This is a genomic window from Neisseria weaveri (assembly GCF_900638685.1).
GTDB lineage: Bacteria > Pseudomonadota > Gammaproteobacteria > Burkholderiales > Neisseriaceae > Neisseria > Neisseria weaveri.
This window is the reverse complement of record NZ_LR134533.1, coordinates 302,672-316,996: the sequence shown is the minus strand read 5'-3', so window position 1 is coordinate 316,996 and position 14,325 is coordinate 302,672. Positions and strand designations below refer to the sequence as shown.

Annotated in this window: 12 protein-coding genes; 5 read left to right on the top strand and 7 right to left on the bottom strand. The window is 49.9% G+C overall.

Going from position 1 to position 14,325, the window contains the following annotated elements:
• Positions 1-115: 115 nt before the first annotated feature.
• On the bottom strand, positions 116-2,107 hold the full coding sequence (gene betT / locus EL309_RS01560) for a choline BCCT transporter BetT (RefSeq protein ID WP_004284277.1): 1,992 nt from the start codon (positions 2,105-2,107) through the stop codon (positions 116-118).
• 277 nt (positions 2,108-2,384) lie between these two features.
• Here betT and EL309_RS01555 point away from each other — a divergent pair, with 277 nt between their 5' ends.
• Positions 2,385-4,304 carry an ATP-binding cassette domain-containing protein gene (locus tag EL309_RS01555; protein ID WP_004284278.1) on the top strand — a complete coding sequence of 640 codons (1,920 nt, stop codon included), beginning with the start codon at positions 2,385-2,387 and terminating at the stop codon, positions 4,302-4,304.
• A 42-nt stretch (positions 4,305-4,346) separates the two neighbouring features.
• Positions 4,347-4,859 carry a hypothetical protein gene (locus EL309_RS01550; protein ID WP_232014426.1) on the top strand — a complete coding sequence of 171 codons (513 nt, stop codon included), beginning with the start codon at positions 4,347-4,349 and terminating at the stop codon, positions 4,857-4,859.
• A gap of 128 nt (positions 4,860-4,987) precedes the next feature.
• Here the strand turns inward: EL309_RS01550 and trxB are convergent, their stop codons facing one another.
• From trxB to typA, 3 genes are all read right to left on the bottom strand, one after another.
• The gene (trxB, locus tag EL309_RS01545) at positions 4,988-5,935 is read right to left on the bottom strand and encodes a thioredoxin-disulfide reductase (protein WP_004284282.1); all 948 of its coding nucleotides are present in this window, start codon (positions 5,933-5,935) and stop codon (positions 4,988-4,990) included.
• Positions 5,936-6,084: 149 nt separating this feature from the next.
• Positions 6,085-6,651 carry a hypothetical protein gene (locus tag EL309_RS01540; protein ID WP_004284283.1) on the bottom strand — a complete coding sequence of 189 codons (567 nt, stop codon included), beginning with the start codon at positions 6,649-6,651 and terminating at the stop codon, positions 6,085-6,087.
• A gap of 124 nt (positions 6,652-6,775) precedes the next feature.
• On the bottom strand, positions 6,776-8,587 hold the full coding sequence (gene typA, locus EL309_RS01535; RefSeq protein WP_004284284.1) for a translational GTPase TypA: 1,812 nt from the start codon (positions 8,585-8,587) through the stop codon (positions 6,776-6,778).
• A gap of 461 nt (positions 8,588-9,048) precedes the next feature.
• Between typA and bfr (EL309_RS01530) the strand changes: the two genes are divergently transcribed.
• Complete coding sequence (gene bfr, locus EL309_RS01530; RefSeq protein WP_004284285.1) at positions 9,049-9,513, top strand: bacterioferritin; 465 nt, start codon at positions 9,049-9,051, stop codon at positions 9,511-9,513.
• Between the two features lie 31 nt (positions 9,514-9,544).
• Positions 9,545-10,018 carry a bacterioferritin gene (bfr, locus tag EL309_RS01525; RefSeq protein WP_036494846.1) on the top strand — a complete coding sequence of 158 codons (474 nt, stop codon included), beginning with the start codon at positions 9,545-9,547 and terminating at the stop codon, positions 10,016-10,018.
• 296 nt (positions 10,019-10,314) lie between these two features.
• Here the strand turns inward: bfr (EL309_RS01525) and trpD are convergent, their stop codons facing one another.
• The 3 genes from trpD to EL309_RS01510 form a co-directional block, all read right to left on the bottom strand.
• Entirely contained in the window at positions 10,315-11,358 is a 1,044-nt protein-coding gene (gene trpD, locus EL309_RS01520) for an anthranilate phosphoribosyltransferase (protein WP_004284287.1), read from the bottom strand.
• Between the two features lie 74 nt (positions 11,359-11,432).
• A complete protein-coding gene (locus tag EL309_RS01515; RefSeq protein ID WP_036494844.1) occupies positions 11,433-12,017 on the bottom strand; it encodes an aminodeoxychorismate/anthranilate synthase component II in 585 nt (194 codons plus the stop codon).
• A gap of 143 nt (positions 12,018-12,160) precedes the next feature.
• A complete protein-coding gene (locus EL309_RS01510) occupies positions 12,161-12,919 on the bottom strand; it encodes an endonuclease/exonuclease/phosphatase family protein (protein WP_004284289.1) in 759 nt (252 codons plus the stop codon).
• Positions 12,920-13,121: 202 nt separating this feature from the next.
• On the opposite strand from EL309_RS01510, the gene mltB reads away from it, so the two are divergent.
• The gene (gene mltB / locus EL309_RS01505) at positions 13,122-14,195 is read left to right on the top strand and encodes a lytic murein transglycosylase B (RefSeq protein WP_004284290.1); all 1,074 of its coding nucleotides are present in this window, start codon (positions 13,122-13,124) and stop codon (positions 14,193-14,195) included.
• The last annotated feature ends 130 nt before the right edge of the window (positions 14,196-14,325 follow it).

Genomic DNA, 14,325 nt, shown 5'->3' with positions numbered 1-14,325 from the left:
GGCCGTCTGAAAAAAGGAAAGAATGGTTGGTTTTAATTAAAGATGATTTTGTTATAAAAGAAGAAAAGGCCGTCTGAATTTTTCAGACGGCCTTGTTCAATACCTTTAGAATGACTTAGCGCAAACTGTGCAGGAAGTGCATATGTTTGTGGTATTGGTCGATGATGTCGTTGATTACGCCTTCTTTGCTCCAACCCATAATATCGTAATCTTGACCGCCTTCGCCCAAATGCACTTCGGCGCGGTAATACTGCTGCTCGTCGCTCACGGCTTGTTCTGCATGGTCGGACTGTACGAATGCAGGCTGGACATGCGGTGTGGCGATCACTTGGTAGGTAAAGTTGATTTCCGCTTCGTGGTCGGCAACCAACACGATTTCTCCCGAAGCAGGTTGTCGGATTTGAATGCTCACACCCAGCTGCCGCAGTTCTTGGCCGACTTCGTGGCAGGCTTCCGATACGGTAGTATCAACAAAGTGATGAACGGTTTTTTTATCCGGAAAATCCATAATCACTTTAAGACGTTCGCGCCAAGCACCTTTGGAGCGCAGCATCGGCGCAACGGTGGGCGGAGACACTTGCTGCACCATCTGTTTTTGAATGTCGATATTCAGGGCTTTAAACAAGCCGTACATGGCAATCATCAAAACGGTTACAAAAGGCAGCGCGCTGGCAATCGCCATGGTTTGCAGCGCACCGAGTCCGCCGGCCAACAACAGCACGATGGCCACTACACCGGCACCGACCGACCAATAGATGCGGTAAGCCACGCCTTTGCTGCCTTCGCCGTAAGCACACAACATATCCATGACCAATGCACCGGAGTCGGCGGATGTAACGAAAAATACCACCACCATCAACAGGGCAATATAGGTAAAGAGGGTGGAGAAAGGCAGGTGTTCCAAAAAGGCAAACAAAGCCAGAGAAACGTCTTGCGATACCACTGTTCCGAGCGATGCGATATTTTGGTTCAGAATCATATCGATGGCGGAATTGCCGAAAAAGGTCATCCACATAAAGGTGAAGCCTGTCGGTACCAACAATACGCCGATAACAAATTCACGGATGGTGCGTCCGCGCGAAACGCGGGCGATAAACAGGCCGACAAAAGGCGCCCAACTCAGCCACCAGCCCCAATAAAGAATAGTCCAACCGCCGATCCAGTCGGTTTTTTGGTAGGCAAAAAGATTGAACGTCATGCTGACGATATTGGATGTGTAGTGGCCGATGTTCTGTACCAACGCCTGCAGCAGAAACACGGTAGAACCGCCGAGCAATACAAACAGCAGCAAGACCACCGCCAAGCCCAAATTCAATTCGGAGAGAAACTTAACGCCTTTATCCAAGCCTGTGGCTACCGAAACCGTTGCTAAAGCGGTGATGGCGATAATCAAGATGATTTGTGTAGAAGTGCCGACCGGAACAGCCGGAAAAAGGTGGTTCAAACCGGCGTTAACCTGCAACACACCGTAGCCCAATGAAGTGGCAACGCCAAATAAAGTGCCGACTACGGCAAAAACATCTACCGTATGGCCGATCGGGCCGTAAATTTTATTGCCGATTAAAGGGTAGAGCGCAGAGCGCAGCGTTAGCGGCAGATTGTGGCGGTAGGCAAAAAACGCCAAAATCAGCGCCACAATCGCGTAAATCGCCCATGCGTGCAGGCCCCAATGGAAAAAAGTCAGCCGCATGGCTTGTCGGGCGGCTTCGACCGTGTTGCTGTCGCCGACGGGCGGAGACAAGAAATGCATGACCGGCTCGGCAATACCGAAAAACATCAAGCCGATACCCATGCCTGCGGAAAAAAGCATGGCAAACCAAGAACGGTTGCTGTAATCGGGGCGGGCGTGATCGGGGCCGAGCTTAATGGTGCCGTAGCGCGACAGGCCCAAGTAAACAGATGCCAACAAAATCACGGCAACGGTTAAAACGTAATACCAACTGGCGTTGGAAATGATGGCCGTCTGAATGGCTTTGAAGGTTGAGTCTGCAGTTTGGGGAGCAATAACGGCAAACAGTATGATGGAAAAAATGATGGCTGAAGAGCTGTAAAAAACAGCCGGGTTGATTTTCCCTTGATGAGTGAGTGGATTTTGTTTTGTGGTCATAACTTCCTTTCTATTCGGTTGACAGCACAATGCCGAAAATGGATTGGAGTGAAAACACCTTAACAAAACAATGGAGATGAGAAAACCTTTTCTGCAAAAAATCGATAAATAAATGCCATTTTAAATATTTTATTGGTTGATTTTTGTTATTTTTAGATTTAAATGCTAATAATTTTGGCTGAAAAAGTATGCTGTCCGGGTGTGAAAAGCGGCTTGTCCCGCTTGCGCCGCCAAATCGGTTAAAATGCCTGTTTTTTACCTTACGCCCCGTTTTCCCATGATCGAACTCAAAAACCTCACCCTCCAGCGCGGCCTGAAAGTGTTGCTCAACCAAGCCAACCTTACTATCAATCCCAACCAACGCGTCGGCTTAATCGGCAAAAACGGCACCGGCAAATCGAGCCTGTTTGCCCTGATTAAAGGCGAAATCACACAGGATACGGGCGATGTGCAGATTCCCAAGCATTGGAAAATGGCGGCGGTGGCGCAGGAAACGCCCGCATTGGATACTTCGGCTTTGGACTACGTTTTGCAGGGCGATGCCGAGTTGCAGCAATTTCAGACGGCCTTAGCAGAAGCCGAAGTACAAAACGACGGCATCAAAATCGCCGAATGGCATGCCAAGCTCGAAGAAATCGATGCCTACACCGCGCCCGCCCGTGCCGCCAAACTGTTGAGCGGATTGGGTTTTGCTCAGGAAGAACACAGCAAGCCCGTGAAAGCCTTTTCAGGCGGCTGGCGTATGCGTTTGAATTTGGCTCAAGCCCTGATGTGCCGTGCCGATTTGCTGCTGCTCGACGAACCGACCAACCACTTGGATTTGGAAACCGTGCTGTGGTTGGAAAACCACCTCGCAAGTCTGCCGTGCACCCAAATCATCATTTCGCACGACCGCGATTTTCTGAATGCCACCACCACGCAAACCGTTGAATTATCGAATCAGAAGCTCACCCAATACGGCGGCAACTACGATTTTTACCAAACCGAACGCGCCCAGCGTTTGGCGCAACAGCAGGCCGCATATGTAAAACAGCAAACGCAGATCAAGCATTTGCAATCGTTTATCGACCGCTTCAAAGCCAAAGCCACCAAAGCCACCCAAGCGCAAAGCCGCATGAAAGCGTTGGCCAAACTGGAGCGCATCGCCCCCGCGCATCTCGACAGCGAATTTTCATTTGAATTCGAAACGCCTGCACATTTGCCCAACCCTTTGTTAAAAATGGATAAAGCCGATTTGGGCTACGGCGATACGGTAGTGCTGCACGACATTACTTTATCGCTGGAAAGCGGTGCACGCTACGGATTGCTGGGTGTGAACGGCAGCGGAAAATCCACCTTCATCAAAGCCTTGGCCGGAGAATTGGCTTTATTGTCCGGCCAGATAGTGAAATCCGAAAAGCTCAACATCGGCTATTTCGCCCAGCACCAGCTTGACACCCTGCGCGACGACCAAAGCCCCGTTTGGCACATCCAGCAGCTTTCTCCCGAGGTGCGCGAGCAGGAAATCCGCAATTTTCTCGGCGGCTTCAACTTTGTCGGCGATATGGCTTTGCAGAAAATCGAGCCTTTTTCCGGCGGCGAAAAAGCACGGCTGGCATTGGCGATGATTGTGTGGCAAAAGCCCAATCTGCTGCTGCTCGACGAACCGACCAACCACCTCGATTTGGACATGCGCCACGCACTTACCGTGGCATTGCAGAGTTTTCAGGGCGCATTGATCGTAGTGTCGCACGACCGCAGCCTGCTCGAAGCCACAACCGACAGCTTTCTGCAGATCGACAAAGGCCGTCTGAAAAACTTCGACGGCGATTTGAACGATTACCGCCAATGGCGTTTGGCACAGGAAAATGCCGCCGCAGCGCCCGCCGCTTCGGCACAAACCCAAAGCCGCAAAGACACCAAACGCCTCGAAGCGCAAATCAGGCAGGAAAAAGCCAAACGCACCAAGCCCGTGCAGCAAAAAATCGACAAGGCTGAAAAGGAAATGGCCGAATTAAGCGGGATTCAGACGGCATGTGAAACATTTTTGTCACAAGAAGACGCTTATTTGGAAGAGAATAAAGCCAAACTCCAACAAACACTTAACGAACTTGCCCAAACCAAAGCCAAGCTTGCCGCGCTGGAAGAGCAATGGTTGGCATGGCAGGAAGAATTGGAGCAGGTTTATCAAGATATTGAAATGGAATTTGCTTTATAATGCTGCTGTTGCCGATTTTGGTAAATGGGGAAAATATCAAAAATGAAAATACATCCGCTAAATTGGATTGCCGCTGCCGTGCTTTCAATATCGGTAGGCACATCTGTTTATGCTTCGAAAATTTATGAGTGCACAGTGAATGGCCGGACGGTTTACACCTCTAAATTGAGCGGCAACTGCCGTTCTGCCGATTTGCCGTCTATCGGGAGTTACAGCAGCAGTAACGATTATGCCGTAAAAGAAAGCCATCAGCCTAAGACGGAAAAGCCTAAAAACAAAACGGCAAATCAAGCGGCAGCGAAAGCAAGCCAGCCTGCCGGAGTGCAGGCGGCACCTGTGGTGCCGGTAAAAAATGCAGGCGGGCGCAAAGTGATTTTGGAGCAAGAGCTTTCCAATGAGCGTCAGGCCTTGAAGAGTGCCGAGCAGTCTTTGCAAAATGCACGGGCGGCGAAAGACGGTACGGTTAACCGCGAGTTGATTCATCAGCTGCAAAGCAGCGTATTGGACAGGCAGCAGAATATTCAGGCTTTGCAGCGTGAGTTGGGTAGAATGTAGTAGATTTGAATAGTATTTGAAGCAGTAAAAACACCGACCGGTAACTGGAAAGCTACCGGTGTTTTTTTAGGCAAACCATCAGTATTTCTGTTTGGTTTGCCGCTTTGTCCTAAACTTTGGAGCAAGGGTTACAGTTTATCCAACCAGCGTTCCGCATCCAAAGCTGCTTGGCAGCCTGAAGCTGCACTGGTAATGGCTTGGCGGTAGGTGTGGTCTTTAACGTCGCCTGCAGCCCAAACGCCTTCGATATTGGTTGCGCCGACATTGTCGCCGCTACCGCCTTTGGTTTTCAGATAGCCGGTTTCATCCATATCGAGCTGGCCTTTGAAGATATCGGTATTCGGTTTGTGACCGATGGCAACGAATACGCCTTTCACTACGATTTCTTCGGTGGAACCGTCATTGTTTTTCAGGCGTAAGCCGGTTACGCCGCCGTCGTCGCCCAAGACCTCGTCCAGATTAGCGTTCAGTTTCAGGATGATTTTGCCTTCTTCCACGCGTTTCATCAGTTTGTCGACCATGATTTTTTCGGCACGGAAAGAGTCGCGGCGGTGGATAAGAGTAACGGTGTTGGCGATATTGGCCAGATACAGTGCTTCTTCAACTGCGGTATTGCCGCCGCCGATAACGGCAACGTCTTGCTGTTTGTAGAAGAAGCCATCGCATGTGGCGCAAGCGGAAACGCCTTTGCCTGCGAATTTTTCTTCGCTGGGCAAACCTAAGTATTTGGCGGAAGCACCGGTTGCCACGATGAGGGCGTCGCAAGTATAGCTGCCCATGTCGCCGGTTAAGGTAAACGGGCGGTTTTGCAGGTCTACGGTATGAATTTGGTCAAAAATCATTTCCGTACCGAAACGCTCGGCATGTGCTTGAAAGCGTGCCATCAATTCCGGGCCTTGCACGCCTTCGGCATCGGCGGGCCAGTTGTCGACTTCGGTGGTAGTCATTAATTGGCCGCCTTGTTGGATACCGGTAATCAGAGTCGGGCTGAGATTGGCGCGGGCTGCATAAACGGCGGCGGTATAGCCGGCAGGGCCCGAACCTAAAATAATCAGTTTGCTGTGTTTGCTGCTCATGGTGTTTTCCTTGTGAATGAATTTTCAGACGGCATGGATATAAATCACAACCTTTTTATAATTTTATAAATTTTTATAATTTTATAAATAAGATATACGCCGTTATTGTGAGGCCGTCTGAAAAATCAGCGTTTTCAGACGGCTAAGCATTATCTTCTGCGGCCGAAACCGCCGCGTTTTACCGGTCGTTTGTGGTTAGGCTGTGCTTGATTGGTTTGGCGGTATTGCGGAGACGCCGCCCCTTTCTGTGCCGGTACGGACTTGGTGTTCAGTTGCTGGGTGGTACGTTGTTGCGGTTTGGCGGATTGGTAGTAATTCGCTTGCGCACGTTGTACTGCCGGGCTGTTGGGGTTGGCTTTTTGGAATTTGTTGGCCAAAGCGCTGCCGATGAAGGCACCTGCGGCAGCACCGATCAGGCTTTGCAGCAGCCAGCTGCCGGTAGATTCGTCATAAATATATTGCTGGCCGTCTGTGCCGGTAACGGGCTCGCCGTTGTTGCCGTTTTGGAATTCGGCAGGAATGGTGTCTTTAACTGCATCGGCTGCCAGTTGGTAAACGGTATTGTCTTGTTCGGCCGGGTTGGCATTTTGTTGAGCCAACTGCTGCTGCAAGGCTTCGATTTGTTTTTGCTGCGCATCCAATTTGGCTTGGGTGTCGTCTTTACAAGCGCTCAGGGCAAGCGCGGATAAAACGGTCAGAATAACGGTATGTTTCATTTCTTTTCCTGAAAAAAGTGTGTTGCAACAATATAGGGGGAATCAGGTGAATTATCAAGGGTAAGGGTATGTCAAGAGGCCGTCTGAAAATTCAGACGGCCTCTTTGGGTTAGACATCAATGAATCAGTCTAATTTTTTGAAGTGCTTGCGGCGCTCGTGCTCTTGCAGGTAACGCTTGCGCAAGCGGATGGATTGCGGTGTGATTTCCACCAGTTCGTCGTCGTCGATAAACTCAACTGCGCTTTCCAAAGTCAGCTTGATCGGAGTAGTCAGGCGCACGGCTTCGTCGGTGCCGCTGGCGCGCACGTTGGTGAGTTTTTTACCTTTTAAGGGGTTAACCACCAAATCGTTGTCGCGGCTGTGGATGCCGATAATCATGCCTTCGTAGAGTTTTTCGCCGGGCGATACGAACATGCGGCCGCGGTCTTCCAAGTTCCACAATGCGTAAGCCACCGCTTCGCCTTGCTCTTGGGAAATCAACACGCCGTTGTGGCGGCCGGGCATATCGGGTTTCACCGGTGCGTAATCATCGAAAACGTGGCTCATCAAGCCGACACCGCGGGTTAAGGTCATAAACTCGCCTTGGAAACCGATCAGGCCGCGGGCGGGGATATGGTATTCCAAGCGGGTGCGGCCGTTGCCGTCGCTTTCCATATTGGTGAGTTCACCGCGGCGGCGGCCAAGCTCTTCCATTACCGCGCCTTGGTTGTCGTCGGGCACGTCAACGGTGAGGTTTTCATACGGCTCGCATTTTTGGCCGTCGATTTCACGGTAAACCACGCGCGGTTTGCCGACGGCCAATTCGTAGCCTTCGCGGCGCATGTTTTCCAACAGAATGGTTAAGTGCAGTTCGCCGCGGCCGGATACGCGGAAGATGTCGGCATCTTCGGTGTCTTCCACGCGCAGGGCGACGTTGGTCAGCAATTCTTTTTGCAGACGGTCGCGGATTTGGCGCGAGGTAACGAATTTGCCTTCGGTGCCGGCCAGCGGAGAGGTGTTGACCATGAAGTCCATGGTTAAGGTCGGCTCGTCCACGCTCAACATGGGCAGACCTTTAGGATTGTCTTTGTCGGTGATGGTGACGCCGATGCCGATGTCTTCAATACCGGAAATAATCACAATGTCGCCGGCTTCCGCCTCTTCCAACGGCACGCGTTCCAAGCCTTTGAAGCCTAAAAGTTGGTTGATGCGGCCTTGTGCGACTTGTTTTTCGTGGTTCATTACGGCAACCACTTGGCCGGGTTTGATGCGGCCGTTCAAGATGCGGCCGATGCCCAAGCGGCCGGTGTAGTTGTCGTAGTCGAGTTGGGAAATTTGCAGTTGCAGGGTTTCATCTGCGCTGCCGCTGGGGGGCGGGGTGTGTTTGAGGATGGTGTCGAACAACGGGCGCATGTCTTGGCTTTCGTCGTCTTCTTCCAGCTTGGCAAAACCGCTCAAGCCCGAAGCGTAAACGATGGGGAAATCCAACTGCTCGTCGGTGGCGCCGAGGCTGTCGAACAGCTCGAAGGTTTGGTCAATCACCCAGCTCGGGCGCGCGCTCGGTTTGTCGATTTTGTTGATGACCACAATCGGGCGCAAGCCTAATGCCAAGGCTTTTTTGGTAACGAAACGGGTTTGCGGCATCGGGCCTTCTTGAGCGTCCACCAGCAAAACCACGCAATCGACCATGCCCAATACGCGTTCCACTTCGCCGCCGAAGTCGGCGTGTCCGGGTGTATCGACGATGTTGATGTGGTAGCCTTCATATTCGATGGCGGTATTTTTGGCAAGAATGGTAATGCCGCGTTCTTTTTCGATGTCGTTGCTGTCCATCACGCGTTCGTCAACCTGCTGGTTGGCGCGGAAGGTGCCGGATTGGCGCAGAAGCTGGTCTACCAGCGTGGTTTTGCCGTGGTCGACGTGTGCGATGATGGCGATATTTCTGATTTGTTTCATGGGTTGATTTACGTCTTATCACTAAAAAATAACCGTGTATTATAACATGATTTTTTAAGGTGCCACGGCAATTTTCTCTATCGGATATTGCGGCAGTTTAGGCGGTTGGTTAAAAAATAAATGATTTGAATTATTATTTAAAAGCAAAAGATTAGACAGTTTTTAAGACATCATTGATGTGGTTTGGAGATGTTTTAAATAAAAAAGACAACCTTACAAGGTTAATTTTTGTAAATTAATTTTATTGTTGATACAGGTTATTAGTTTTAAATGCATTAATTTTTTATAAAAAACATATACTTGAATTTTTTTATGGATTTTTGTGATAGTTGTTCTTTTTGATAATTATTTGTATTTTAAATGGAAAGTTTGAAATGGATAAGGGAATTTCATAAAATAGCTTCATCAATCAATTAGGGCAGGACGGGGTTCTGTCGAAATAGCATAAAAAGGAAAAAATCATGCAAGGTGATAAAGCAGTTGTTGATTATATGAACGAATTGTTGGCAGGTGAATTAGCTGCGCGCGATCAGTATTTTATTCATTCACGTATGTATTCCGAGTGGGGCTACAATAAGTTGTTTGAACGCATCGGTCATGAAGCTGAGGACGAAACGCTGCACGCCGAGGGATTTATCCGCCGTATTTTGATGTTGGGCGGTACGCCGAACATGGTTCCTGCTGCCATTAATGTGGGCAGCGATGTGGTTTCTATGTTGAAAGCGGATTTGAATACCGAATATGAAGTTCGCGAAGCTTTGAAAAAAGGTATCAAGCTGTGCGAAGAAAAACAGGATTACGTAACCCGTGATTTGTTGGTTGCACAGTTGAAAGATACCGAAGAAGACCACGCTCATTGGTTGGAACAGCAATTGCGTCTGATCGAGTTGGTGGGTATCCAAAATTATCTGCAAAGCCAGCTGTAATTTGAATCCGTCAAATTGTAGGAGATAAATGATGCAAGGCGACCGTTTGGTATTGCGCGAATTAAATAAAAATCTGGGCTTGCTGTTGGTGACCATCAACCAATATTTTCTGCATGCCCGCATTTTGAAAAACTGGGGCTTTGAAGAGTTGGGTCATCATTTTTACAAGCAGTCTATTGTGGAAATGAAAGCTGCCGACGACTTGATCGAACGCATCTTGTTGTTGGAAGGCCTGCCTAACCTTCAAGAGCTGGGTAAGTTGCTGATTGGTGAAAATGTTGAAGAAATCATCAAATGCGACTTAAACAAAGAGCAGGAAAAACATGATGCGTTGATTGCAGCCATTGCCGTTTGCGAAGCGCAGCAGGATTATGTCAGCCGTGCTTTGTTGGAAAAACAGAAAGACACCAACGAAGAACACATGGACTGGCTGGGTAACCAACAGGAACTGGTTGCCACGCTCGGTTTGGCAAATTATCTGCAAACCGGGGCGCAAGAGGACTAAACACAAACCACTGCCAAAATATAAGCAGTTCTCTTAGCTGACTGTTCCGGAAAAAAACGGTATATCTTTTAAGGTATGCCGTTTTTATTTATGTTTTATTATTTTGATGATTTGAGGCCGTCTGAATTTTTCAGACGGCCTTAATCGATTGAAACCGTTTATTTTCTTGAATTGAATCTGTTTGCCGATTATTCGCCGTTTATTCATTGACAGAAACCGGAATGGTGTTTTATTTGGTTGCGATTTCGGTTGATAAACGGTTTTTTACTGCAAGCAGATAAAGGATGTCGTGTTTGCTATTGAGCCTGACTTTCTGCCAGTTGCGTGCTTAAGCGGATAAATTCGGCCTGTTTGGCTTTGGCTTTGCCTGAATCCAATGCTTCTTGTGCGGCGGCAATGCCGTCTGCCAACGAGTCGGCTTTTCCGCCGGCATAAATAGTGGCAGCCGCATTGAGTACGACAATATCTCTGGCAGGACCGTGTTGGCCGTTTAATACTTGGTTCATGATGGTGAGCGATTCTTGCGTATTGGCCGCTTTGATGCCTGAGAGGTCTTTGTAAACAGGCAAGCCGAAATTTTCGGGGTGGATGTCGTATTCGGTAATGCGTCCGTCTTTCAGCTCGGCAATGCGGCTGCTGCCGGTAACGGTAATTTCATCGAGGCCGTCGCTACCGTGTACGACCAAAACGTGTTTGGAGCCGAGCTGCTGTAAAACGCGCGAGAGAATGCCGCACAAGTCGATATGGAAGACGCCGAGCACTTGGTTGGGCGCGGAAGCAGGATTGGTCATCGGGCCGAGAATATTGAAAATGGAGCGGAAGCCGAGTGCGCGTCTGACCGGAGCGACATAGCGCATGCTGCTGTGGTGGTTGGGGGCAAACATAAAGCCGATACCGACTTGGTCGATGCAGGTGCCGACTTGTTCGGGCGATAAGGTAAGCGACGCGCCCATTTGTTCGATGATGTCTGCGGAACCGCTCGAAGAAGAGACGGAACGCCCGCCGTGTTTGGCGATTTTGGCACCGGCTGCGGCGGCAACAAACATGGCTGTGCTGGAGATATTGAAAGTATGTGCGTTGTCGCCGCCGGTGCCGACGATATCGACCAGGTTGCGGGTGTCGGCAACGGGGACTTTGACGGCAAATTCGCGCATGACGGCGGCTGCGGCGGCAATTTCTGAAACGCTTTCGACTTTGATGCGCAAGCCGGTCAGGATGGCGGCAATTAATTCGGGTGCAACTTCGCCGCGCATGATTTGACGCATCAGGTCGGTCATTTCGTCATAAAACAGTTCGTTGTTGTCGATCAGTCTTAATAGTGCTTGTTGGGGCGTAATCATTGAAAAAGAGCCTTTATTTTATGAAGAGGCCGTCTGAAAATTCCGGGTATTTTCAGACGGCCTCTCGAGTGTGTTTAGGAAGGTTGGAATGCTGAAAATTCTTTGAGGAAGTTATCCAGCATATCGTGGCCGTGCTCGGTCAGCAGGGCTTCGGGGTGGAATTGAACGCCTTCGATGGGGTAGGTTTTATGGCGCACGCCCATAATTTCTCCATCTTCCGTCCATGCGGTGATTTCCAGGCATTCCGGCAGGCTGGAACGTTCGATAACCAAGCTGTGGTAGCGGGTGCAGGTAACCGGGTTGGGCAGGTTTTTAAACATTCCCGTGCCGTGATGGCTGACCGGCGACACTTTGCCGTGCATTAAGGTTTGGGCGCGGATAATGTTGCCGCCGAATGCTTCGCCTATGGTTTGGTGGCCGAGACAGATGCCCATAATCGGCAGTTTGCCTGCAAAATGGGTCATGGCGGCAATGGAAATTCCGGCTTCTTTGGGCGAGCAGGGACCGGGGCCGATAACCAGATAATTTGGGTTTAAAGCTTCGATTTCCTGAAGCGTAATGTCGTCGTTTCGTCTGACAACCACTTCCTGGCCCAGTTCGGCAAAATACTGCACGATGTTGTAGGTGAAGCTGTCGTAATTGTCGATCATCAGAAGCATGTTGTAACCTTGGTCTTGTATTCTCGGTTGGACGGGCAACCGCATAGGGGGATTGAATATAACAGTTATTGAGGCCGTCTGAAAGTACGGACGGCCTGCTGTTTTAGAACATTAAGTACTTTAGATATGAATAACGGTTTGTTTCAAGGAAGGCGGGGCAGAATTTTGGCGCTTAAAGGCAGGTGGTCGGAAAGGTTTTTCCAGCGTTCGCTGTTGTGAACTTGCGTATTTAACACGTCGAGATTGCGCGTGTAAATTCTGTCTAGGCTGAGTATAGGCATACGGGCGGGGAAAGTCTTGGGAAGTTGACCGTTGCTGATGAATACTTCTTCAAGGTTTAAAGCGCGCCCCAGCGACAGCTGTGATTTTTGACGCCAGTCGTTAAAATCTCCGGCAATAACCAACGGGCTGAGCGGGTCGATATGTTGGCTGACATATTCGAAAATGGTGCTGTACTGCTTGGCCCTGTCGGATTCCAATAAATTAAGGTGGGTGCACAAACATACTAAAGGCATATCCCAGCCTTCGGGTTGAACCTCGCAATGCAGTAGGCCGCGTTGTTCCAACTTGTTGACGGTAATATTCAGGTTGTGGTGGGTTTCGATAGGCAGATGGCTTAAGATGGCATTGCCGTGGTGTTTTTCCGGATACACGGCATTTTTGCCGTAGCTGCTGTTGTATTCCAGATAACCGCCGATTAAGTCGTGGTGCGGTTTTTCGGGGAATGCGGACAGCTTGGTGCGGCGTTGCAGGTTTTCTCCTTGGACTTCCTGCAAAAATAAAACATCCGATTTTAAATCTTGCAACGCTTTGGTCATGGTGCGGATGCGGACTTTGCGGTTTAGTGCCGACATACCTTTGTGCATATTGTAAGTGGTAACCGTAATGGGGCGGGGTTTCATGTATGTCTATTCCGAAAATATTCCGTCTTTTCAGATAATAAGGGTGGCAAAGAAGAATTCAAGTATAAAAGTCGGAATAACGGCAATCTTTGGCAAGCCGTTGTTTAACCGATAAGAACGGCGGGGCAGGCGCGCTCTTTAACGCCGTCGGCATTTTTGATACACTCTGGCAACATATTTTATTTTTTCGAACGGATCGCTCATGAAAAAAATTGCAGCTGTATTAACAACGGCTTTGATATTGGTGGCTTGCAGCAGCCAGTCCGGTAAGGTCACGGGAGGCAAGCCGGTTGCGGTGCCTCCGTTGTCCAAGCAGCCTGTATTTAATCAAGCGGCGGATTCTGTTGCGTTAACCGGTTTCAACGGCAACGGTAATGTGCAGAATTTTATTCAATATCAAGCCAAGAGCGGCCGTTTTTCGCAAAGAGAGCTGGAAAATTTCTTTGGCGGCGTGGTATATAAAGGCAATATCATCAACATCATGAACCGCCCCGGCACATCCCGCCCGTGGTATGAATTCCGCACCGGCAATTCCGGCGCCTCAAAAATCAATAACGGCAAGCGTTTCTACGCGCAACACAAAACCACCATCGATGCCGTAGCGCGCAGCTACGGCGTACCGGCCGAACTGATCGTGGCCATCATCGGCATCGAAACCAACTACGGCAACAATATGGGCAGCTTCCGCTTGGCGGATTCTCTGAGCACACTGGCGTTCGACTATCCGCGCCGCGCCGAATTTTTCCAAAAAGAATTAAACGAATTTCTGCTGATGGCGAAAGAAGAGAAGCGCGACGTATTCGGTTTTAAAGGCAGCTACGCCGGCGCGATGGGCATGCCGCAGTTTATGCCTTCGAGCTTCCGCAAATATGCAGTCGATTACGACGGCGACGGCTTGCGCGATATTTGGAACAACGTCGGCGACGTGGCAGCTTCGGTGGCGAACTACATGAAAGCGCACGGCTGGCAGACCAACGGCAAAATGGTGGTGCCGGTTACGCTTACCATCACGCAAGAGCTGCAAAACATCATCGACGAAAAAACCGCGCTCACCCGCACCGTGGGCGAACTCAAACGCTTGGGCGTGATGCCGCAGGATGTGGTGGACGACAACGAAAAAGCCGTACTCTACCGCCTCGAAACCGCGCCGGGCGTGTATGAATACTATATCGGCCTGAATAACTTCTATGCCGTATGGCAATACAACCACAGCCGCATGTATGTAACCGCTGTTCGCGATATTGCCAACGGTGTGGGCGGCAACTACCGTTTATAACGGCCCGATATTGCCGCCGTGCATAAGAAAACCGCTGCCCGTGCGATAACGGCGGCGGTTTTCATGTGTTTGGCGGCAGGTAAAAAATGTTAGAATACCGAATCTTCAAGGCATGAAACCGGCGGCCCGA